Annotated in this window: 26 protein-coding genes; 18 read left to right on the forward strand and 8 right to left on the reverse strand. The window is 72.8% G+C overall.

Annotated features, from left to right (window positions below; genetic code table 11):
- Positions 1–149 precede the first annotated feature (149 nt).
- Complete coding sequence (locus tag PV364_RS29580) at positions 150–1,922, forward strand: RICIN domain-containing protein (RefSeq protein WP_319663476.1); 1,773 nt, start codon at positions 150–152, stop codon at positions 1,920–1,922.
- A gap of 28 nt (positions 1,923–1,950) precedes the next feature.
- Here PV364_RS29580 and PV364_RS29585 read toward each other — a convergent pair whose 3' ends face one another.
- The 6 genes from PV364_RS29585 to PV364_RS29610 all read right to left on the reverse strand — a co-directional run bounded on the left by PV364_RS29585 (position 1,951) and on the right by PV364_RS29610 (position 7,473).
- Positions 1,951–3,369: a HAMP domain-containing sensor histidine kinase gene (locus PV364_RS29585; protein ID WP_319663478.1), complete on the reverse strand. Its 1,419-nt coding sequence runs from the start codon at positions 3,367–3,369 to the stop codon at positions 1,951–1,953.
- Entirely contained in the window at positions 3,369–4,106 is a 738-nt protein-coding gene (locus PV364_RS29590) for a response regulator transcription factor (RefSeq protein ID WP_319663479.1), read from the reverse strand. Before PV364_RS29590 ends, PV364_RS29585 begins: the two co-directional genes overlap by 1 nt.
- Positions 4,107–4,190: 84 nt before the next feature.
- Positions 4,191–4,376 (reverse strand): hypothetical protein, encoded by a 186-nt coding sequence (locus PV364_RS29595; protein ID WP_319663480.1) that lies wholly within the window; start codon positions 4,374–4,376, stop codon positions 4,191–4,193.
- A 28-nt stretch (positions 4,377–4,404) separates the two neighbouring features.
- Positions 4,405–5,460 carry a S1C family serine protease gene (locus tag PV364_RS29600; RefSeq protein WP_319663481.1) on the reverse strand — a complete coding sequence of 352 codons (1,056 nt, stop codon included), beginning with the start codon at positions 5,458–5,460 and terminating at the stop codon, positions 4,405–4,407.
- Between the two features lie 156 nt (positions 5,461–5,616).
- A complete protein-coding gene (locus PV364_RS29605; RefSeq protein WP_319663482.1) occupies positions 5,617–6,639 on the reverse strand; it encodes a LacI family DNA-binding transcriptional regulator in 1,023 nt (340 codons plus the stop codon).
- Positions 6,640–6,705: 66 nt separating this feature from the next.
- The gene (locus tag PV364_RS29610) at positions 6,706–7,473 is read right to left on the reverse strand and encodes a response regulator transcription factor (protein WP_319663483.1); all 768 of its coding nucleotides are present in this window, start codon (positions 7,471–7,473) and stop codon (positions 6,706–6,708) included.
- 191 nt (positions 7,474–7,664) lie between these two features.
- Between PV364_RS29610 and PV364_RS29615 the strand changes: the two genes are divergently transcribed.
- The 8 genes from PV364_RS29615 to PV364_RS29645 all read left to right on the forward strand — a co-directional run bounded on the left by PV364_RS29615 (position 7,665) and on the right by PV364_RS29645 (position 12,629).
- On the forward strand, positions 7,665–8,489 hold the full coding sequence (locus PV364_RS29615) for an alpha/beta hydrolase (protein WP_319663484.1): 825 nt from the start codon (positions 7,665–7,667) through the stop codon (positions 8,487–8,489).
- A 236-nt stretch (positions 8,490–8,725) separates the two neighbouring features.
- Positions 8,726–8,989 (forward strand): MoaD/ThiS family protein, encoded by a 264-nt coding sequence (locus PV364_RS29620; RefSeq protein ID WP_319663486.1) that lies wholly within the window; start codon positions 8,726–8,728, stop codon positions 8,987–8,989.
- 4 nt (positions 8,990–8,993) lie between these two features.
- Positions 8,994–9,899, forward strand: coding sequence for a hypothetical protein (locus PV364_RS29625; RefSeq protein WP_415924620.1), 906 nt, complete (start codon positions 8,994–8,996; stop codon positions 9,897–9,899).
- Between the two features lie 96 nt (positions 9,900–9,995).
- Positions 9,996–10,709, forward strand: coding sequence for a DUF2993 domain-containing protein (locus tag PV364_RS29630; RefSeq protein WP_319663487.1), 714 nt, complete (start codon positions 9,996–9,998; stop codon positions 10,707–10,709).
- 160 nt (positions 10,710–10,869) lie between these two features.
- A complete protein-coding gene (locus PV364_RS41350; protein ID WP_389255642.1) occupies positions 10,870–10,950 on the forward strand; it encodes a putative leader peptide in 81 nt (26 codons plus the stop codon).
- A 150-nt stretch (positions 10,951–11,100) separates the two neighbouring features.
- On the forward strand, positions 11,101–11,946 hold the full coding sequence (locus PV364_RS29635) for a sulfurtransferase (protein ID WP_319663488.1): 846 nt from the start codon (positions 11,101–11,103) through the stop codon (positions 11,944–11,946).
- A gap of 46 nt (positions 11,947–11,992) precedes the next feature.
- Positions 11,993–12,283: a DUF1416 domain-containing protein gene (locus PV364_RS29640; protein WP_319663489.1), complete on the forward strand. Its 291-nt coding sequence runs from the start codon at positions 11,993–11,995 to the stop codon at positions 12,281–12,283.
- 76 nt (positions 12,284–12,359) lie between these two features.
- The gene (locus PV364_RS29645) at positions 12,360–12,629 is read left to right on the forward strand and encodes a DUF3099 domain-containing protein (protein WP_319663490.1); all 270 of its coding nucleotides are present in this window, start codon (positions 12,360–12,362) and stop codon (positions 12,627–12,629) included.
- Between the two features lie 8 nt (positions 12,630–12,637).
- On the opposite strand, the gene PV364_RS29650 is transcribed toward PV364_RS29645, so the two are convergent.
- A complete protein-coding gene (locus PV364_RS29650) occupies positions 12,638–13,000 on the reverse strand; it encodes a DsrE family protein (RefSeq protein ID WP_319663492.1) in 363 nt (120 codons plus the stop codon).
- A gap of 161 nt (positions 13,001–13,161) precedes the next feature.
- Between PV364_RS29650 and PV364_RS29655 the strand changes: the two genes are divergently transcribed.
- From PV364_RS29655 to PV364_RS29685, 7 genes are all read left to right on the forward strand, one after another.
- Positions 13,162–13,866 (forward strand): hypothetical protein, encoded by a 705-nt coding sequence (locus tag PV364_RS29655; protein WP_319663493.1) that lies wholly within the window; start codon positions 13,162–13,164, stop codon positions 13,864–13,866.
- Between the two features lie 28 nt (positions 13,867–13,894).
- Positions 13,895–14,728 carry a hypothetical protein gene (locus tag PV364_RS29660; RefSeq protein ID WP_319663494.1) on the forward strand — a complete coding sequence of 278 codons (834 nt, stop codon included), beginning with the start codon at positions 13,895–13,897 and terminating at the stop codon, positions 14,726–14,728.
- Complete coding sequence (locus PV364_RS29665) at positions 14,725–15,609, forward strand: hypothetical protein (protein ID WP_319663495.1); 885 nt, start codon at positions 14,725–14,727, stop codon at positions 15,607–15,609. The genes PV364_RS29660 and PV364_RS29665 overlap by 4 nt, the downstream gene beginning before the upstream one ends.
- Complete coding sequence (locus PV364_RS29670; protein ID WP_319663496.1) at positions 15,606–16,580, forward strand: hypothetical protein; 975 nt, start codon at positions 15,606–15,608, stop codon at positions 16,578–16,580. Before PV364_RS29665 ends, PV364_RS29670 begins: the two co-directional genes overlap by 4 nt.
- Positions 16,581–16,819: 239 nt before the next feature.
- Positions 16,820–17,383: an FABP family protein gene (locus PV364_RS29675; protein WP_319663497.1), complete on the forward strand. Its 564-nt coding sequence runs from the start codon at positions 16,820–16,822 to the stop codon at positions 17,381–17,383.
- Positions 17,384–17,472: 89 nt separating this feature from the next.
- On the forward strand, positions 17,473–17,925 hold the full coding sequence (locus PV364_RS29680) for a Fur family transcriptional regulator (protein ID WP_319663499.1): 453 nt from the start codon (positions 17,473–17,475) through the stop codon (positions 17,923–17,925).
- A 9-nt stretch (positions 17,926–17,934) separates the two neighbouring features.
- The gene (locus PV364_RS29685) at positions 17,935–18,915 is read left to right on the forward strand and encodes a folate-binding protein (protein ID WP_319663500.1); all 981 of its coding nucleotides are present in this window, start codon (positions 17,935–17,937) and stop codon (positions 18,913–18,915) included.
- A gap of 40 nt (positions 18,916–18,955) precedes the next feature.
- Here PV364_RS29685 and dtd read toward each other — a convergent pair whose 3' ends face one another.
- Positions 18,956–19,381: a D-aminoacyl-tRNA deacylase gene (gene dtd, locus PV364_RS29690; protein WP_319663501.1), complete on the reverse strand. Its 426-nt coding sequence runs from the start codon at positions 19,379–19,381 to the stop codon at positions 18,956–18,958.
- 223 nt (positions 19,382–19,604) lie between these two features.
- Here dtd and PV364_RS29695 point away from each other — a divergent pair, with 223 nt between their 5' ends.
- Both PV364_RS29695 and PV364_RS29700 read left to right on the forward strand, forming a co-directional pair.
- A complete protein-coding gene (locus tag PV364_RS29695; protein ID WP_319663502.1) occupies positions 19,605–20,132 on the forward strand; it encodes an ABC transporter substrate-binding protein in 528 nt (175 codons plus the stop codon).
- Between the two features lie 113 nt (positions 20,133–20,245).
- Positions 20,246–21,490, forward strand: a complete 1,245-nt coding sequence (locus PV364_RS29700; RefSeq protein WP_319663504.1) for a GNAT family N-acetyltransferase — start codon at positions 20,246–20,248, stop codon at positions 21,488–21,490.
- Positions 21,491–21,494 lie beyond the last annotated feature (4 nt).

Below are 21,494 nucleotides of genomic sequence, written 5' to 3' on the forward strand. Positions count from 1 at the left end.
CACCCCGGCAGCGGTGCGTACGAGATTTCCCGTTCGCCCGTCCCGCGGCGGGCGGTTACCGCCGGAAACACTTTCCTCGACAGTAACTTGTGGCGCACCATGGGCACCCCCGTCCCTCCAGGCCCATCAATGCGTCCGGGTGGTCATCCGTGTCCCAACCGCACAAGGCGCCCGTCTACGACGAGTTGTCCGACGCCGCTCTCACCGAGCGCGTGCGGGCCGGTGCGCCGACCGCCTACCCGGCGACCGAGGAACTGCGCCGCCGTCACCTGCCCGCCGTGGTCTGCTACGCCCGGCTGTGCGCCCGTGACGAGGAGTCCGCCGGCCAACTGGCGGCCCAGGCGTTCGCGTTGGCCTGGCAGGAGGTGCACCGAGGGGTCGACCCGCGCGGCGCGTGGCGGCACCGGCTGCTCATGCTCGTCCACCAGGCGGGCGCGGTGTGGGCCGCGGGCAGCCGGCGGGTTCGGCTGAACGAGGAGTACGCGGCCTTCATCGACGTGATCCGCGCCCGCGACAACGGCATGACGGCCCCGCCCGGCCTGCCGGGCATGCCCGTCCACCCGCGGCACCGACTGGCCGAGGGCTCCGCCCTGTTCGGCGCCTTCGCCGCCCTGCGGCAGAGCACACAGGGCATCCTCTGGCACACCGTCGTCGAGCGGACGCCGGAGGCCGACGCGGCGCTGTGGACCGGGGAGAGGCGCTCCGAGATGGCCGACCTCGGGGCCCGGGCGCTGGACGCGTACCGCGAGTCCTACCTGCGCACCTATCTGGATCGCAGCGAGGACCCGGCGTGCCGGGGCTTCGGCCGCATCCTGGACGCCGCCGCCCGCCGCGACGACGCGCGGCAGAACGAGGACCTGGAGCGGCACCTCGCCGGGTGCGCCGACTGCGCCAAGGCCCTGGAGTTCCTGATCGTGCTGGAGCGCGACCCGCGCCCCCTGCTCGGCACGGCCCTGGTGGCCTGGGCCGGGCCCGCCTACCTCGCGGCGCTCGCCGCGCCCGCGCCGCCCCCCGCCCCGCCGGCCGCGCCCGCGCCGGTCTCCCGCCGCAAGCCGCGACCGGGCCCGCTCACCTGGCTCACCCGGCTCGTGCGGCCGGCCGCACCCGCGCCGGTCTCCCGCCGCAGGCCGCGACCCGGCCCCCTCTCCCGGTTCACCCGGTTCACCCGGTTCGCCGGGCCCGCCCGGCTCGTGCGGCTGCGCAGCCGCTACCCGACGCCGCTGATCACGCTGGTGCTGGCCTCCGCCGCCGTCGCGGCCGTCACCGGCCTGGTGTACGCCGCCGGCGACGACGCCCCGGCGGGCAGTCAGGCCGGCCAGGCGCCGCCGGTCCTCCCGTCGGCCTCCGTCACCGTGACGGCGACCGCGACGGCCACGGCGACCGCCACGGTCACCGGCCCGCCCACGGCCGGCGCGACCGGGACCACCGCGCCGCCGTCCCCGTCGCGGACGCCGAGCGGGGCCGCGTCGTACCGCATCCCGGCCGTGCCCACGAAGACGCCCGCGCCGAAGCCGCCCGGCAGCGGCTTCGCCCAGGTCGTGAACGGCGACTCCGGTCTGTGCCTGGACGTGCGCGACGAGGACTTCTCCAACGGCTCGGATGTCATCCTCGCCGGCTGCGACCCCGACTCGGCCGCGCAGCGGTGGCGGGTGGAGCCCCAGGGCGTGCTGCGCAACGGCGGTGACTCCGACTACTGCCTCGACTCCCGCGGCGACACCGACCGCGGGCTCGGCGTCTGGAACTGCTCGTCCGCCGACGGCCGGCACGCCGAGAACCTGTTCTTCCTCGTCGACGGTCTCGGCCGCATCCGCCCGCAGATCGACCTCGGCGTCGCCGCCGCCCCCGACGGTGACGCGCCGGGCTCCACACTGTCGTTCGTCCCGGCGGGCAACGCCGCCGACCAGCGCTGGCTGGCCGGCTAGCGACGGCCCGCCGGCCGGCGAGGACCGGTCAGGCGTCGTCCCCGGCGGGCGGGATCGGCCCGCCCGGAAGGTAGACCACCGCCGTGGTGCCGCCGCCGCTCGCGGGCTGCAGGCGCACGGTGCCGTCCGCCTGCTCCACGGTGCGGGCCACGATGGACAGGCCGAGGCCCGAACCCGGCAGGCTGCGCGCGGACGTGGAGCGCCAGAAGCGCTCGAAGACGTGCGGCAGGTCCTCGGGCGGCACGCCCGGGCCGTGGTCGCGGACGGTCAGCTCACCGCCGTGCAGGGCCACTTCCACCGTCCCGGCCGGCGGGCTGAACTTCACCGCGTTGTCGAGCAGATTGATCACGGCCCGCTCCAGTGCGCCGGGTTCGGCCCGTACGTACCACGGCGCCAGCTCCGAGGTGATCTTCAGGTCCGGGCCGGTGCGCAGCCGGGCCCGCTCCAGGGCGGCTTCCACCGCCTCGTGGAAGGCCACGGTCTGCAGCGGCCCGCCACCCTGCACCGCCTGCGGACGGGACAGCTCCTGGAGGTCCCCGATGAGCGCCGCCAGCTCGCCCATCTGGGCCTTCACCGAACTCAGCAGCTCCTTCCGGTCCTGCGGCGGCAGCGCCCTGCCGGTCATCTCGCTGCGTTCCAGCAGCTCGATGTTGGTGCGCAGCGAGGTGAGCGGGGTGCGCAGCTCGTGGCCGGCGTCGGCGATCAGCTGCTGCTGCAGCTCCTGGGAGGAGGACAGGGCGGCCGTCATCGCGTTGAAGGACGCCGACAGGCGCGCGATCTCGTCGTCGCCGTGCACCGGGATGCGGACGGTGAGGTCCTCGGTGCGCGCGATGTGCTCGACGGTCCGGGTGAGCCGGTCCACCGGCTTCAGTCCCGCGCGGGCGACCGCGAGGCCGGCGACGCTGGCGCCGATCACCCCCAGGCCGCCGACGGCCAGCAGGACCAGGCCCAGGGTGTTGAGCGACTGGGTGACCTCGTCCAGCGGGCGGGCCACCGTGTAGGCCCCGTCGGTGTTGAGCAGCGGCAACGTCACGGCGCGGTACTGGTTGCCGTCCGAGCCGGTCACCGTGTGCAGGGCCTCGCGCAGCGTGCCCTTGGCCACGTCGGTGTCCGCCGAGGTGACGTGCAGCGACTGGGAGCCCTGGATGACACAGCTGGCGCCGGTCCGCGAGACGACCTGGACGGTGGAGTTGAAGGGGTTGGGGGCCTGGTCGTCCGAGGCGGGCGGCTCGGTCGTGCACAGCCCCGCGCGCAGCTGGTCGACGACCCTCTGCGGGGGCATCCGGTTGTCGCGCAGCGAGTTGTCCAGCGAGTTCATGAGGGTCCCGCGCACGAAGAACCAGCACAGCAGCGCACTCGCGGTCACCGCCGCCGCGACCGCCACCGCCGTCAGGATCGCCAGCCGTGACCGCAGCGGCAGGGAACGGAAGCGCACCAGCCGGCGCATCAGGCCTTGCCCTCCGCGTTGCGCAGCACGTAACCGACACCCCGGACGGTGTGGACGAGCCGGGGGAGGCCGCCGGCCTCGGTCTTGCGGCGCAGGTACATGACGTACACGTCCAGGGAGTTGGAGCTCGGCTCGAAGTCGAAGCCCCACACGGCCTTGAGGATCTGCTCCCGGGTGAGCACCTGCCGCGGGTGGGTGAGGAACATCTCCAGCAGCGTGTACTCGGTGCGGGTCAGCTCCACCGGCTGCCCGGCCCGGGTGACCTCGCGGGTGGCGGTGTCCATCCGCAGGTCGCCGAAGGCCAGCCCGCTCTCCTCGGCGCCGCCGCCGGACAGTCCGGAGGCGTACGAGCTGCGCCGCAGCAGCGCCCGCAGCCGGGCGAGGAGTTCGTCGAGCTCGAAGGGCTTGACGAGGTAGTCGTCGGCCCCGGCGTCCAGCCCGGTGACGCGGTCGCCGACCGTGTCGCGGGCGGTGAGCATGAGGATCGGGGTGGTGGTGCCGCTGGACCGCAGGCGGCGGGCGGTGGTGAGGCCGTCCATGCGCGGCATCAGCACGTCCAGGACGATCGCGTCCGGCCGGTAGACGTCCACCTGGTCGAGTGCGGCCAGGCCGTCCTCGGCGAGGGCGGTCTCGTAGCCCTCGAAGGCGAGGCTCCGCTTCAGCGCCTCACGGACCGCGGGCTCGTCGTCCACGATCAGGATGCGGGCCGGGGCCTCGCCGTTCTCGCCGGGGCTCATGGGTCTTCCACCTCGTGCAGGGAGTCGTCGGGGACGGGGGGTCGTCGGGGACGGGGGATGCGGTGCGGCGGTGCTGCTGCCTTCCTAGCCTTGCACGAGGGCCAGACGGTGCGCGGCGCGCGAGCGGCGGGCGTACCGGCGGGCGTACCGGCGGTTGGCGGCGATCTCGGGCTCCCGCGGCGCCTGGGCCGGGAAGTGGATCAGCGCGAGGTCCGCGGGGCCGGCGGGGACACCGGCGGGGTGCAGGGCGGTGCTGAGGATGACGTTCATGACGGTCCGTCCCTTCGGGAGGGAGCGGTCAGCTGTCGCTGCCGCCGTTGCGCAGGGTGTCGAGGTCGGCCTTGACGGTGTTGACCGGGATCGCGAACCCGAGGCCGATGCTGCCGGCGGTGCTGTCGCCGGCCGAGGACGAACTGGCCGAGTACATGGCCGAGTTGATGCCGATGATCTCGCCGTTCATGTTGATCAGGGCGCCACCGGAGTTGCCGGGGTTGAGCGAGGCGTCGGTCTGGATCGCCTTGTAGGTGGTCGTGGACGAGCCGACGTCGCCGTTGTACTGGCCGCCGCCGAACTGGAACGGCCACGGGCTGTCGCCGCCGCCGTAGCCGCGGCCCTGCCGCTGGCCTCGGCTCTGGCCCTGGCCCTCGTCGGCGGCGACCGTGACGTTGCGGTCGAGCGCGGAGACGATGCCGCTGGTGACCGTGCCGGTCAGACCCTCCGGGGAACCGATGGCCACGACCTCGTCGCCGACCGCGACCTGGCGGGAGTCGCCGAGCGACGCCGGGGTCAGGCCGCTGACGTCCTCGGCCCTGAGCAGGGCCAGGTCCTTGGCGCTGTCGGTGCCGACCACCTTCGCGGTGGCGGTCTTCCCGGAGCTGAAGCGGACCTTGACGGTGTCCGCGCCGGAGATGACGTGGTTGTTGGTGACGATCTCGCCGCCACTGGTGACGATCACGCCAGAGCCGGTCGACCGGCCGCCGGAGGAGGTGGCGCTGACCTCCACGATGCTCGGGCTCACGGCCGCGGCGACGGAGGCGACGCTGCTGGTGCCCGTCGCGCTGGCGCCGACCACCCGGGTCGAGGTCGTGGCGGTCTGCGAGGCCGTCGCGTTACCGATCAGGGCCGCCGTCCCACCCCCGACCAGCGCCGAGACCAGGGCCACGGTGGCCACCAGCGGCACCGTCCGCCGGGACTCGCGCCGGGCGGCGGGCTCCGCCGGTGCGGGCGCGCCGTACGGGGGCTGGTGCGTCCCGTACGCGGGCGCCTGCGGCTCATAGGGCGGGGGCGGCGGGTAGGCCGCGGGACCGTTCCGGTGCTCGTCTGCGCCGCTGTCGCGGGAGGAGTTCTCGTTCATGACAACGACTGTGCGCCCCGAACATGAGAGCTCCCTGAGCGTGCCCTGAGAACCGGGGCAGAGTTCGGTATGCCCGATATAAGAAAGGAACCCGCAGGTCAGCGCCGTCCGCCGGGAACCGACCCGGCTGTGTGCGCGCCGACCTGCGGGAACGCGTCAGTGGCAGCCGCAGCTGCGCCGCACGACCAGCCGGGAGGGGAACTGCCGCAGCCGCTCCCGCCGCGATCCGGAGACCCGCAGCCCGTCGTCCAGCACCAGGTCCACCGCCGCCCGCGCCATCGCCTCGCGGTCCGAGGCGACCGTGGTCAGCGGCGGATCGGTCAGCCCGGCCTCCTTGACGTCGTCGAAGCCGGCCACGGCCAGCTCGCCGGGCACGTCGATCCGCAGCTCGCGCGCGGCCCGCAGCAGCCCGATGGCCTGGTCGTCCGTCGCGCAGATGATCGCCGTCGGCCTGCCCGGCCTGGCCAGCAGCTCCAGGCCGACCTTGTAGGCGTCGTAGCGGTTGTACGGGGCCGAGAACAGCCGGCCCTCGACGCTCCGCCCGGCCTCCTGCATCGCGCGCCGCCAGCCCTCGACGTGGTCGGTGACGGGGTCGCCGGACTTCGGGGTGATCTCGGTGCCGCCGAGGCAGGCGACATACTCGTGGCCGTGCTCCAGCAGGTGCCGTGTCGCCAGCTGGGCCCCGCCGACGTCGTCCGTCACGACCGCGACGTCGTCGATCGCCTCCGGCCGCCGGTGGAGCAGCACGACCCGCGCGTCCCAGGCGTCTATCTCGATGGCGGCGTGCTCGCTCGGTCCCTGCGAGATCAGGATCAGCCCGGACACCCGCATGCCGAGGAAGGCCCGCAGGTAGTGGACCTCGCGCTCGTCCAGGTAGTCGGAGTTGCCGACCAGCACCATCTTGCCGCGCTCGGCGGCCGCCCGTTCCACGGCGTGCGCCATCTCCGCGAAGAACGGCTGCCGGGCGTCCGGCACGATGAGGCCTATCAGGTCGGTCCGGCGGCTGGCCATCGCCTGGGCCACCCGGTCCGGGCGGTAACCGAGCTGTTTGATGGCCGCCTGCACACGCTCGCGCGTGGCCGGTGCCACCGGCCGTGGTCCGTTGTTGATGACGTAGCTGACGACCGCGGTCGACGTCCCCGCAAGCCTGGCCACATCGTCCCGCGTCACCTTTGCCACGGGCCGAGTCTACGCGGGTACACCCGCGCATCCCACTGTCTGCTCACAGCCGTGACCCGCGTGTGATCAGGCGTTGCGAGCGGCCACGGCGGCCGCCTCGGCGGACTCGGGTTCCCCGTGCGGGGCCTGGGCAGCGGACGGTTCGTCCGCCGGCCGGTCGCCCTTCTCGGGGGTGACGAAGCGGTAGCCGACGTTGCGGACCGTGCCGATCAGCGCGTCGTGCTCGGGGCCGAGCTTCGCCCGCAGCCGCCGGACATGGACGTCGACCGTGCGCGTGCCGCCGAAGTAGTCGTAGCCCCAGACCTCCTGCAGGAGCTGGGCCCGGGTGAAGACCCGGCCGGGGTGCTGGGCGAGGTACTTCAGCAGCTCGAACTCCTTGAAGGTCAGGTCCAGGACCCGGCCCTTGAGCTTGGCGCTGTAGGTGGCCTCGTCGACCGACAGGTCGCCGTTGCGGATCTCCGCCGGGCCGTCGTCGACGGTGATCTGCTGGCGGCCCATCGCCAGCCGCAGCCGGGCCTCGACCTCGGCGGGGCCCGCGGTGTCCAGCAGGACGTCGTCGATGCCCCAGTCGGCCGTCACGGCGGCCAGCCCGCCCTCGGTGACCACCAGGACCAGGGGGCAGCCCGGCCCGGTGGAGCGCAGCAGCTGGCACAGCGAGCGGACCTGCGGGAGGTCGCGCCGGCCGTCGATCAGGATCACGTCGGCGCCGGGGGTGTCCACCAGCGCCGGCCCCTCAGCGGGGGCCACCCGGACGCTGTGCAGCAGCAGCCCCAGTGCCGGGAGCACTTCGGTGCTCGGCTGGAGCGCGTTGGTCAGAAGGAGGAGTGAGCTCACCGGCCGCTCCCGTCGTTCATCGTCCGGTCATGCGTGTACCGCTTGCCCATTGCGAACCCTCCTCGGTCCCGGCGAGGACGTGTGCGTGCGCCGACACGCGCCGTCCGGAACGGCCGGGGCCGGTCCGGAAAGCACGAAAGGACCCGGGGGCGACGCTGCCCGGATCCTCTTGACCTAAGAGAATAGCCCACATGGAGTCGGTAAGTGAGCCCCCTGCTGTGCGTTCGTGTGTCCCGCCGATCGCTCGCGGTGGCCGGCGTGCGGTGCTGTTGACCGAGGACGGCGTGCGCATCGACGCCGCGTACGCGCCGGGAGGGACCCGTGACGGCTTCGCGATCGTCGTGGCGCACGGCTTCACCGGCGCGCTGGAGCGGCCCGCGGTGCGCCGCGCGGCGGAGATCTTCGGACAGGTGGACGGGGTCGGCGGCGTCGTCACCTTCTCCTTCCGCGGCCACGGGCGCTCCGGCGGCCGCTCCACGGTGGGCGACCGCGAGGTCCTCGACCTCGACGCGGCCGTGCGCTGGGCGCGCCGTGCGGGGCACCGGCGCGTCGTGTCGGTCGGCTTCTCCATGGGCGGCTCGGTGGTACTGCGACACGCGGGGCGCACAACGGCGCACGAGGGGGCGCACATTGATGCCGTCGTCTCGGTGAGCTCGCCCGCGCGCTGGTACTACCGCGGCACGGCGCCCATGCGGCGGGTGCACTGGGCCATCACCCGGCCCGCCGGACGGCTGCTCTCCCGCGGCCTGCTCGGCACCCGCATCCACCACCGGGACTGGAACCCCGTCCCCGTCCCCCCGGTGGAGGCGGTGCCCTTCATCCCGCCCACCCCGCTCCTGGTCGTCCACGGCGACCGCGACGGCTACTTCCCGCTCGACCACCCCCGCTCGCTGGCGGAGGCGGCAGGCGACGCGGCCGAACTGTGGATCGAGCCCGGCTTCGGCCACGCGGAGAACGCCGCACCGGAGGAGCTCCTGCGCCGCATCGCCGCCTGGGCGGCGGCCCGCGTCTCCTAGGCCCTGTCGCTGGGGGTGCCCCCACCCCGCAGCGCCCGGACGACTCTCCGTCGTGCGACGCACCGCACCTGGGGGCACTGATCAGCGGCAGCCGGGGGACAGCGGGGCCCGCCCGCCGGGCGGCCGGCGCCAATGTGACGAAAGGGCCCAGCGGCGACCCGCGGCGCCGCCGCCGCGCGGCACTGCGTCATCATGGACGGCGGCAGGACCCGCGAGGGCAAGGGGAAGGAGCCGCCATGGCGGCACACGGCACGATCCGGTACTGGGCCGCGGCCAAGGCCGCCGCCGGCGCCGCGGAGGAGCCGTACCGCGAGGGCACGCTCGCCGAGGCGCTGGCCGCCGCGCGCGAACGCCACGCGGCGCGCCCCGAGTTCGCCCGGGTGCTGTCCAACTGTTCGTTCCTGGTCGACGGGAACCCCGTCGGCACCCGGGACCACTCCGGGATCGAGCTGGCCGACGGCGGCACGGTCGAGGTGCTCCCGCCGTTCGCGGGAGGATGAGCGCGTGACCGACCACCACGACTGGTACGCCCCGGGCCCCGGGCCCATGCCGGCGCACACCCACGACAGCACGGCCGTCCTCCCGCCGGTCGGCGACGAGGAGGCCGCTGCCCCGGCCCCCGGCGGGCGGGCCGCCCGGCGCCGCCAGGCCGGCCGCACCCCCGTGGAGCGCACCGGGTCCCCGATCATCGCGCCCGGCATGCAGCCCGCCGCCGTGACCGCGGCCCTCGCGCTGCTGCTGGCGGGCGGCGCCCTGCTGGGCCGCCCGGCGCTGGCCGCCGCGGCCGTGCTGCTGCAGGCGGTGACCGCGGCCGGCTGGTTCCGGCTGAACGGGATGTGGCCCGCCCGGCAGGGCATCGCGCTGGCGTTCCTGGCGGGGGTGACGGCCGAGGTCGCGGTGCTGGTGGACGGGGCCGGGAACGCCCCCGCCGTCATCGTCGGCACGCTCGGTGTGTGGCTGCTGTTCGTGCTCGTCATGCACCTGCGTCACCACGGGACGCCCGAGGAACGGCTCTCCTCGCTCACCGCGACCGCCGCCTCGACGCTGATCACCGTGCTGGCCACCGGCTTCCTCGCGGCCACCGCCGTCCCGGCGGGCAAGGACGCGGTGGTGACCGCCGTCGTCGCGGTGGCCGTGGCGGCCCTGGCGCGCGCCCTGCCGCTGCCGGCCGTGGTGTCGGTGCTGGTCGCACTCGCCGCCGCCACGGGCAGCGGGATCGCGCTCGGCCGCCTGGAGACGGCGGACGGGGCGGTGATCGCGCTGGTCGCCGGGGTGTGCGCGCTGATCGGCCTGCGGGTGGCGAGCTACGACTTCCCGTCCCGGTTCGTGCACTTCACCGCCGGCGTGGCACTGCCGCTCACCGCGGCGGCGCCTGCCGTCTACGTGATGGCCAGGGCGCTGCTGGGCTGACCCGCTAGGGTCGGGCGGCGGCACCGGCACACGTGAGTGCCGGACAGTGCCGGAAGCCACCGACGGAAACGTGAACATCACTGCGGGGGACACCTCATGCGTGCACTACGGATTCTGCTCATCCTCGTCGTGATATTCGGCGCCCTCTTCGTGGCGGTCGACCGCATCGCGGTGCACCTCGCGGAGTCCAAGGCCGCCGACCGGGTCCAGCAGACCCAGGGCCTGACCTCGAAGCCCGAGATCGACATCAAGGGCTTCCCGTTCCTGACGCAGGTGCTGGGCGAGAAGCTCGACGACGTGGAGGTGACGGCGGACGGCATCGAGGCGACCGGCACCGGCGGCCAGACGCTGCGGGTCGACCGCTTCCAGGCCGAGCTGCACGGCGTGCGCATGTCGAACGGCTTCTCCAGCGCCGTGGCCGACACCGCGACCGGATCCGCCACCCTCAGCTACGAGGACCTGAGCAAGGCCGCGCCGAGCGGGGTGAAGGTCGCCTACGGCGGCACCGACGCCGACGGCAAGGGCCGGGTGAAGGTCAGCGCGGACATCTCGACGCCGATCGGCGACATCCAGCGCAGCGTGGTGAGCGAGATCAGCGTCACCGCCAAGAACAGCATCAAACTGACCGCCGGCGAGATCCCCGGCCTGGACGCCCTGCCCTCCGAGGTGGGCGACCTGCTCCGCCAGCGGATCGACTTCACGCGCGCGCTGGCCGGGCTGCCGCAGGGCATCGAGCTGAAGTCGGTGACCGCGACGCCCGAGGGCATCACCGTCGAGGCGACCGGCACCAAGGTCGTGCTCGCCAACTGAGACGACGGCGTCCGCTCCGCAGTCCTTCGCGCGGGGTGCCGGGTCCCGGCTCCGTCCGGCGGGACCGGGCGCCCCGTTTCCGTCCCGCAATGTGGACAATCTCATCTCGTGATACGGACCGGCGGTGACACCGCGCACTCCCTTCCCTACGATCGAGCACATGAAGCGACAGGCGGATCTCACGAAGCGGCGGGCAGTCGACCTGTGCCGTGTCGCCGCCATGCTCTGTCGCCTGCCGTAGGGGCTTTCGCGCCGTCGACGGCGCCGCACTCCCGGCCCCACCTTCCCCGCTCCGCGCATCGCCGCGACGCGCCCGTGCAGCGCAGCCCGGCCCCCGTGCGCACCCGTCCGTGTGCCGAGACATCCGCTACTGCCCCGGAGGAGATCAGCAATGAGCCGCAGTGACGTCCTGGTGGACGCCGACTGGGTCCAGGCCCACATCGACGACCCGAAGGTGGTCATCGTCGAGGTCGACGAGGACACGTCGGCCTACGACAAGAACCACATCAAGAACGCCGTCCGCATCGACTGGAAGAAGGACCTCCAGGACCCGGTGCGCCGCGACTTCGTCGACCAGGCGGGCTTCGAGGAGCTGCTGTCGGCCAAGGGCATCGCCAACGACGACACCGTCGTCCTCTACGGCGGCAACAACAACTGGTTCGCGGCGTACGCCTACTGGTACTTCAAGCTCTACGGCCACGAGGGCGTCAAGCTGCTCGACGGCGGCCGCAAGAAGTGGGAGCTGGACTCCCGCGACCTGGTCGACGGCTCCGAGGTCCCGGCCCGCCCGGCGACCCAGTACAAGGCCAAGGCCCAGGACAGCTCGATCCGCGCCTTCCGCGACGAGGTCGTCGCCGCGATCGGCAACCTCAACCTGGTCGACGTCCGTTCGCCCGACGAGTTCTCCGGCAAGCTCCTCGCCCCGGCCCACCTCCCGCAGGAGCAGTCGCAGAAGCCGGGCCACATCCCGACCTCGCGCAACATCCCGTGGTCGAAGAACGCCAACGACGACGGCACCTTCAAGTCCGACGACGAGCTCAAGGCCCTCTACGAGGACGAGGGCGTCGACCTCGCGAAGGACACCATCGCGCTGTGCCGCATCGGTGAGCGCTCCTCGCTCACCTGGTTCGTCCTGCACGAGCTGCTCGACCAGCCGAACGTGAAGAACTACGACGGCTCCTGGACCGAGTACGGCTCCCTCGTGGGCGTGCCGATCGAGCTCGGCCCGGCCAAGTAACGCCAGACCCCCGACCCGCCCGACCCCCGACCCGAAGGAAGACACCATGTGCGGAGCGAAGGCCGGCGGCCCCGACCTGGCCGGCGTCGACGTGGCGAAGGAGACGATCATCCAGGGTTCCGTGACCCGCGACGGTGAGCCCGTCGCCGGCTACGTGCGCCTGCTGGACGGCGGTGGCGAGTTCACCGCCGAGGTTCCCACCTCCGCGACCGGGCAGTTCCGCTTCTTCGCGGCCCCGGGCTCGTGGACGCTGCGCGCCCTCGTACCGGGCGCGACGGTGGACCGCTCGGTCGTCGCCCAGCAGGGCAACCTCACCGAGGTGGCCATCGCCGTCTGACCCACGGCCGGAATCGGCGAAGGGCCGCACCACCACCCGAGTGGGGGTGCGGCCCTTCGCGACGTACTTTGGAAGGGTGTCCACAAGGCGTCGGCGGCGCTGGTACTTCGCCATGATGAGCGGGTGTGTCCTGCTTTTCGTCCTGGCGTGGAGTGTGGTGCGCCTGTGGTCGGTCCCGGCGGCCGTGGCCATGTGCGTCGTCGCGATGCTGATCCCGCCGGTCGCGGCCATCGTGGCCAACCGCAGGGGTCCCGACGACCACTGGTGGGACGAGACCGGCGACCCCAAGTCCGACGAGTGGTGGCGTGAGCTGGACCGCCGCGACGACCACCGCGACCAGCGCTGACGCCCGGATCAGTACACGAGCGCCTGCACCCCGTCGGCCATCGCCTCGCTCACGAAGACCTGCGCCCCCGCGATCCGCACGCCCTCCAGCACGTCCTTCTCCGCGATGTCCCGCCGGGCCGCGCACTGCGTGCACAAGGTGATCCGCCCGCCGGCCAAGATCCCCTCGATCAGGTCGGGCAGCGGCGCGGAGTGCGGCAGCTCGAACTCGGCGGCCTTCCCGGGCAGTGCGAACCACGCGGACTCACCGGTCAGCCACAACGAGACCTCCACGCCGCTCGCCACGGCCACCGCCGCCACCGTGAACGCCTGCGAGCACCGCTCGGGCGCGTCGGCGCCCGCCGTCACCTTGATCACCAGCTTCTTCGCCATGGTCCACAGCCTAAGGTGGCCGGTCTCACAGCGAAAAAAGTGTGAAGCGCTTGCCGAAGATCGACATAATGCGGTTGGCCTCGCCCGCAGATCGCGCACGAGCGCTGTGTGTCTGCCCGGGGGGGCTTGTGGAAGCGCGTACGAACGCACGGACCGGTGCGATGATCGTCGTGGTCGTCGGACTGGTCGTCCTGGCGACGCTCACGGCGGGGGCCGTGGTCGCCATCGGATCGTCGTCGTCGGGGACCTCGGCGGCCGCCGTGCCGTCGACGACGGCGCCGACGACCTCGGCGCCGGCGGCACCGTCGCCCACGCCGGACCCCACGGGGACCTCCGGACCCGGCGCCTCGCCCTCTCCCTCCAGCACCGTCACCGGTTCCGTCCACGACGGTGCGCACAGCGGAGACCTGCGCTGGTTCCTGCTCACGCCGCCCAAGGACGCCGAGATCTACGGCGACGAGGCGGGCACCTCCGTCACGCGTGACGAGGTCGGCGTCAGCGGCGACATCAAGCGGGCGCTGAGCCGCTACGGCTTCAAGAAGGGCGCCCAGCGCACCTATCTGACCGCCGACGGGGAGTACGAGATCTCCGTCGAGCTGCTGCGCTTCGGCTCGGCCGCCGGCGCCTCCGGCTACTACGACGACTTCTCCCTGGACTCGCCTGCCCTGACGATCGGCAGCACCCACCCCGCCAAGGCCTACCGCCTGTCCTCCGGCTCCGCCGAGAGCACCGACGCGGTGGCCGCGCTGTCCCACCAGGGGGACGTGCACATCAGCATCACCGTGACCGGCGAGAAGCTGCCCGGCCGCGACCTGCTCAAGCGGCTGCTCGACCAGCAGTACCAGCGCCTCGCGACCGGCCGCTGAGCCTTCGGACCTCTTCGTGGAGAACCCCTTGTCCCAGGACAACCCTGTCCCGGAGCAGGCACCGCCTGCTCCGGAAGCACCCCCGGAGGCCGCCGCGGAGACACCCGCCGCGGCTGTTCCGGAGACGCTCCCCGCGGCCCGCCCACCCCGCCGCCGCGGCCGCACCACGCTGCTCGTCCTCGCCGCCGCCGTTCTCGGTGTCGCCGCGGGCGCCGGCACCGGCTACGCGATCCAGTACGACCGCCCCGAGACCCCGCTTCCCCCGCTCACCCAGCGGGCGCTCGTGCAGCCCAAGGGCGCCGCGCCGAAGGCGAAGCCACTCACCGCGGCCGAGGACACCCTCGTGACGTACGACGGCGACCTGCGCAAGCTGCTGCTGAAGCGGCCCAAGGGCGCCAAGGACTGGCGTGTGCCGCCCGGCATCGACGGCTGGCTGGCGCCGGCCGAGTTCGCGGACACCTACGAGAGCGCGAAGGACGGCTTCAGCGACATCTTGGGCGACGGCTTCCGTCGGGCCGCCACCACCACCTGGGAGACCCGCGACAGCTCGGTGGAGATCCGGCTCGTCCAGTACCGCGACCTGGCGTTCACCGCCACGGAAAGCAACGCGACGGGCCAGATCGCGTTCACGGGCGGCAAGGACGAGGCGGGCAACGACGGCCGAGAGATCCCCGGCTCGGTCGACGGCAAGGCGTTCGTCTACTCCAAGCCGATCCGCAAGGCCGGCTACCTCCCCTTGTACAAGTCGGCAGCCGTCGCCCGGAAGGCGAACATCGAGATGCTGATCTGGGTCACCTCGGCGCACCCGATCCCCGGGTCGACGATCATGTCCCTGGCCGAGCGGCAGTTGGAGCGGCTGTGAGCGACGAGAAGACGACTCCCGTCGAGGAGCCCGCAACGGAGCCCGTGGCGGTGCAGGGGCAGCAGGAGCCGGTGCAGGTCCCCCAGGAGGAGCCGGTTTCCGGGGCCGCCGCCGTCGCGGAGCCCGCTCCCGAGGCCCCGAGCCGCACGAGCCGAAGGGGGCTCGCACTCGGCGTCGCGGCTGCCCTCGTGGCCGTGCTCGGAGGCGGCGGCATCGGGTTCGCAATGCTCAAGCACCAGCAGCACGACGACGGCAAGACCACGGCGAAGCCGTGGAAGGCCCCGGAGCCGCAGAAGACCGGCAGCTACGGCGTGCAGTCCGGCGGCAGCCACTACGGCGCGCTGGGCAAGCTCCTGCTGCCCATGCCCGCCGGCTACGCACCCGGCCCCGACATGGCCCCGTACGGCAACGATGTCGAGCTGGCCGACAAGCAGGCCGTGTCCGCGATGACGGAGGGCTACCGCGACCTGCCGAAGAAGAGCCGGGACGCCGCGCTCAAGGCGGTCGATCGCTTGCGGATCCAGGGCATCGGCATGCGGAGCTACGCCACGGATGACCACGAGATGCTCATCGAGATCCGGATCGTCCAGATGAAGAACAAGCAGGCCGCACGCGCGGGTACCGAGTTCTTCACCGACTTCACCAAGGCACTGGGCGTCTTCCGCAACGGTCCGTCGATCGCGGGCCACGACAAGGCGCGCTGCGTCCTGCCGCCCAAGAAGCCGGGTGCCGACCTGGACTTCATGGAGTGCCAGGCCACGGAGGGGGACCTCCTGGTGACGATGTCGGTCTCCGGTGTGGCCCCCCTCGACAAGAAGGCCGCGGCCGAGGTGCTCGCCCACCAGCTCGACCGTATCCAGGACCCCGGAGAGGCAGCATGAGCGACCAGCAGACAGCCCCGCCCGCGGCGGCGCCCGCGCTCGCGGGCGTGGGTGGCACGGCGGAGTCGGTGGCGGCGGAGGAGCCCGGGGCCGCTGTGACCGGGGTCGAGGCGATCCCTGGGCCGGTCGACGCCCCGGGGGCCCCGGCGCACCCTGTAGCCGTTCAGGACCCCGTGCTCTCGGCGGATCCCGGCGCGCCCGCCCCCGTCCCGCCACCGCGGGACCGGCGCCGGTTGCGGGCCGCACTGCGCTGGACCTCGGCCGTGCTGGTGTTCGCCGTGCTCGGCGGGGCCACCGCGTACGCGGTCACGCTGCCGCGGCGCACCGACGTCCCGGGCCTGGAGACACCGGACGACGGGCGCTGGACGTACCCCGCGCTCAGGCTGCCCAAGCTGCCCGCGGGTGCGCCGCGGGCGTACGCAGGCGACCGCAATCCCGGGGGCGTCCACTACGCCGACCTGCGTGCGCTGCTGCTCCCCGCCGCCCGCGGGGCGAAGGTCGACAGGTCGTTCGACGGCAAGGACGGCTGGCTGCCCACCGCACGCTTCATCGACGCGTTCGAGGAGGCCGACCGCAAGGGCCTGGCCGAGCGTCTGCCGCAGGCGGGCTTGCGGCACATCGCCGCCCGTGCGTGGGACATGCCGGACGGTACGAGGACGGAGATCTACCTTCTGCAGTTCATCAGCGCGCCGTACGCGGAGGAGGGCCGCTTCGACATGACGACGATCGCGGAACTCTCCGGCGCGCCGATCAAGGTCTTGGACCAGGACTGGAAGCGCGGGATGACCTTCCCGGGAGACATGAGTGTCAGCACGTACTCCGAGGACAAGCCGCGCGGCCGCGAGCACGTGCGATCCGCGTTCATCGTCTCCGGGGACACCATCGCCGTCATCGCCATGAGCAAGGCCGGGACGCAGCCGGCCGTCCCGTTCCACCAGACCGTGCTGCTGCAGTCGCAGCTGCTCGGCTGACCGGGTTGCGCCCCACGGGCGCGGTGCGCGGGGGCCGACCTCAGCGCATCGCGCCCGTACCGGCCGACTAGACTCGTTGACGGCCCCACCGGGCCGCCGACCGTCCGCGCCTGCCCGAGGAGCACGCTCGTGAGCGCCATTGAGATCTTCTTCGACGTCATGCTTGTCCTGGTCTGCCTTGGCGTCCTCGCGTTCTCCGTTCTGGCGGTGAAGAAGCTCTACCAGGGACAGCGCTGAACATGATCGAAATCCCCTCCGACCTCCACCCGGAGCTCGTACCGCTCGCCTTCCTCCTGGGTACCTGGGAGGGCGCGGGCGTCTTCGACTTCCCCGGCGCCGAGAAGTGCAACTTCGGCCAGGAAGTGGTGTTCACCCACGACGGCCGCCCCTTCCTGGAGTACACCTCCAAGACCTGGGTCCTGGACGCCGAGGGCAAGCCGGCGAAGCCGCTGGAGAGCGAGTCCGGTTTCTGGCGCATCGACAAGGACCGCAAGGTCGAGATCACCATGACGCGCGACAACGGCGTCATCGAGATCTGGTACGGCGAACTCGCCGAGAGCAAGCCGCAGATCGACCTCGTCACCGACGCCGTGGCCCGGCTGGCCGACGCGCCGGCCTACAGCGGCGGCAAGCGCCTGTACGGCTACGTCAAGAGCGACCTGATGTGGGTGGGCGAGAAGGCCACCCCCGAGGTGCCGCTGCGCCCGTACATGTCGGCGCACCTGAAGAAGGTCGTCAACCCCAGCGAGTGGGCCAAGGACCTCAAGGACCTGCCCGACGACGGCATCGCCTTCTTCCGCTGAGCCGTCCGCGAGCCGGTGCCGTCCGCCCGGGGCGGCGCCGTCGTGCCGCGCCGGGCCGCCGACGGCGGCCTTCCGCCTAGACTGTCCCTGTGGTCACCACGGACTGGAAGAGCGATCTCAGGCAGCGCGGCTACCGGCTGACGCCGCAGCGACAGCTTGTCCTGGAGGCGGTCGACGTCCTGGAGCACGCCACTCCGGACGACATCCTCACCGAGGTGCGCAGGACCGCCTCCGGGGTGAACATCTCCACCGTCTACCGCACGCTGGAGCTGCTGGAGGAACTGGGCCTGGTCAGCCACGCCCACCTGGGCCACGGTGCCCCCACGTACCACCTCGCCGACCGGCACCACCACATGCACCTGGTGTGCCGGGACTGCGAGTCGGTCACCGAGGCCGACATCTCCGAGGCCGCGCCGCTGACCGACCGACTGCGCGCGACCTACGGCTTCGAGACGGACATGAAGCACTTCGCGATCTTCGGCCGGTGCGCGGACTGCGCGCGGAAGGCCCGAACGTCTGAGGGTTCAACTACCGAGACGTAGGCTGGTTCCATGCAGCGACAAACACTGACCAGCCCCCTGCTGTCGCTCCCCGGCGCCGTCCCCGCAGAAGGCCCCGACGAGGGAGTCGCCGCGCACTACGGGGACCTCTTCCGCGAGCAACGGACCCTCGCGGACGGCAAGGGCTTCGTCGACCTGTCCCACCGCGGTGTCGTCGCCGTCACCGGCCAGGACCGGCTCGCCTGGCTCCACCTCCTGCTCACCCAGCACGTCACCGACCTGCCGCCCGGGCAGGCCACCGAGGCGCTGATCCTCTCCGCGCACGGCCACGTCGAGCACGCGCTCTACCTCGTCGACGACGGCACGACCACCTGGATGCACGTCGAGCCCGGTACGCAGGGCGACCTCGTCGCGTACCTGGAGAGCATGAAGTTCTTCTACCAGGTCGACGTCGCCGACGTGACCGGCGAGCACGCCGTCGTCCACCTCCCCGCGGGCAGCATCGCCGCCGTCCCCGAGGGCTGGCCGGTGCGCGAGGTCGCGCACGGCCGCGACGTCCTCGTGCCGCGTGCCGAGCTGGAGGCCTTCGCCCGGGAGGCGGGCACCCCGGTGGGTGTGCTGGCCCTGGAGGCGCTGCGCATCGAGGCCCACCGCCCGCGGCTGGGCTTGGAGACCGACCACCGCACCATCCCGCACGAGCTGGGCTGGCTGGACACCGCCGTCCACCTCGACAAGGGCTGCTACCGCGGCCAGGAGACCGTCGCCCGGGTCCACAACCTCGGCCGGCCGCCGCGCCGCCTGGTCTTCCTCCACCTCGACGGCAGCGAGGTCAAGCTGCCCGGCCACGGCACGCCCGTGCGCATCGCCGCCGACGGGCCGGACGGCCGCCAGATCGGCACCGTCACCTCCTCCGCCCGGCACTGGGAGCTGGGCCCGATCGCCCTCGCGGTGATCAAACGCAACACCCCCGTGGACGCCCCGCTGCTGGCGGACGGGACGGCCGCGAACCAGGAGACCGTCGTCGAGCCCTGACGGGCGATGACCGGCAGGGATCTCGGAGACCGAGGACCACTCAGAGATCGAGGACCACGGTGAACGGGCCGTCGTTCGTGAGCGAGACCTTCATGTCCGCTCCGAAGCGGCCCGTCGCCACGTCCGCGCCCAGCGCGCGCAGCTGCGCGACCACCTCGTCCACCAGCGGCTCGGCCACCGGGCCGGGCGCGGCGGCGTTCCAGGTCGGCCTGCGCCCCTTGCGGGCGTCACCGTAGAGAGTGAACTGCGAGATCACCAGCAGCGGCCCGCCGATGTCGGAACAGGACTTCTCGTCGGGCAGGATGCGCAGGCTCCACAGCTTCCGGGCGAGCTGTGCCGCCTTTTCCTCGGTGTCGTCGTGCGTGACCCCCACCAGCACGCACAACCCCGGTCCGGCGATTTCGCCGACCGTCTCGCCGTCCACCACGACCTTCGCTTCGCTCACCCGCTGGGCCACCGCTCGCATGACCCCCATTCTCCCGGGCGTGAAGGGGCGCGCGGCATCGGGGCCGTACGCCCGGTTGGGCTCACGCACAACTGTCCGGGGCGGCCGTTCGGGTGCAGGTGCCTGCGGGACGCAGGTACTCGGTGGCACGATCGAGATCTGCCCGACGCGGGGGACGAGGGGACGGACAGAGATGAAGCACACCGGTACGACGAGTACCACCGGGACGGCGGAAGGCGAACGCATGCTCAAGGCACCGGGCCCGCGCTCCCCGTTCCCCGACGCGCCGCAGCCCGACTTCGCCGGACTCACCCTCGCCGGCCTGCGCACCGCGCGCCGCGAAGCCCAGCTGGAGGAGGCCGACCTGTCCTACCTCCGCCGCCTGCTCCAGGGCCGCATCGACATCCTGCGCGCCGAGCTCGCCCGGCGCACCGCCCCCGACGCGCCCGTGCTGGACCGGCTCTCGGAGATCCTCACCGACACCCCCTCCCGGCACCGCACCTCCGCCCGGCACGTCACCCTGCGCACCCCGCGCAGCGAGCGGTACCGGCAGCTCGCCGAGGAGATGCTCGCCGAGGTCGAGCTGTCCGACCTGGAGGCCCGCACCGACCAGGAACTGCACGACGCGATGGGGCGGCTGGTCCGCCACGAGCAGCAGGTGTCGCGCTGCCGGCACTCGCTGCAGCGCACCGTCGACGGCTGCAGCACCGAGATCGCGCGGCGGTACCGGGCGGGCGAGGCGCGGGTCGAGGATCTGCTGTCGGGGGACTGAGGGCTCGGCGGACCGCGGCGGGCCACGCGGAAAATCCCGCGGAAAATCCCGCGGGGAAATCCCGCGGGAAAAAGGGATGCGCGAAGGCCTGACCGGCGCCTACCGTGCGGGACATGAGCCTTGAGGTCCGCACGCTCGAAGCATCCGACTACTCCGGCTGGTTGCGCGCCACGCGACTCGGCTTCCTCCGTTCCGCCACCGTCAGCGACGAGGAGATCGAGCTCCGGCGGCCCTACACGGACCTCGCTCGCGCCCAGGGCGCGTTCGACGACGGCCGCTGCGTGGCGACGTTCCGCAGCATGCCGCGCGACGTCACCGTGCCCGGCGGGGCGGTGCTGCCCAGCAGCGCGATCACGCAGGTCACCGTCTCCGCCACGCACCGCCGCCGCGGTGTCGCCTCCCGCATGATGGCCAACGAACTGGCCGCCACCGCCGAACGAGGCGAGCCGCTCGCGATCCTCATCGCCGCCGAGTTCCCGATCTACGGCCGCTTCGGCTTCGGCGCCGCCGCCGGCGTCACCGAGTGGCACGTCGACACCGCCCGCGCGGGCCTGCGCCCGCCCGCCGACGACGAGGACGGCCGCGTCGAACTCGTCGACCCCGCAGACGTCTTCAAGTCAGGTCCGGAACTGCACGAGCGGGTACGGCTCCAGGCCCCCGGCTCCATCAACCGCAACGACCGGTGGTGGGAGCTGTTCACCGGCAAGGTCCAGGTGCCGGGCGGCGACCCCTGGAAGGAACCGATCTTCGCCTTCTACCGGGACTCCGCCGGCCGCATCGACGGTCTGGCCGCGTACACCGTCGACGACAAGTGGCGCGGCATGTACCCGGAGTCCCCCCTGGAGGTCAAGCAGCTCATCGCCGCCACCCCGGCCGCCGAGCGGGCCCTGTGGCGCTTCCTGCTGTCGATCGACTGGGTCACCACCGTGCGCACCGGCTTCCGCGCCCATGACGACGTCATGCCGCTGCTGCTCGGGGACCGCCGGGCCGCCCGGATCGACAACAGCTCCGACTTCCTGTGGCTGCGCTTCATCGACGTGCCCCGCGCGCTGGCCGCCCGCACCTACGCCGCTCCGGGAGCCGTCGTCCTCGACGTCGTCGACCCGTACGGCTACGCCGCCGGCCGCTTCCGTGTCGAAGCCGCACCCGACGGCACCGCCACCGCCGAAGCCGCCCCCTCCGTCGCCCCGGACCTCACCCTCACCGCCGCCGACCTCGCCACCCTCTACCTCGGCGACGAGTCCGCGGTCCGCCTCGCCACGGTCGGCCAGGCCACCGAATCCCACCCTGGCGCCGCGGCCCGGGTGGACGCGCTCTTCCGCACCTCGCGCAAGCCGTGGGCGATCGACGGCTTCTGAGGCG

The sequence above is a fragment of the Streptomyces sp. MI02-7b genome, assembly GCF_033793585.1.
Classification (GTDB): Bacteria; Actinomycetota; Actinomycetes; order Streptomycetales; family Streptomycetaceae; genus Actinacidiphila.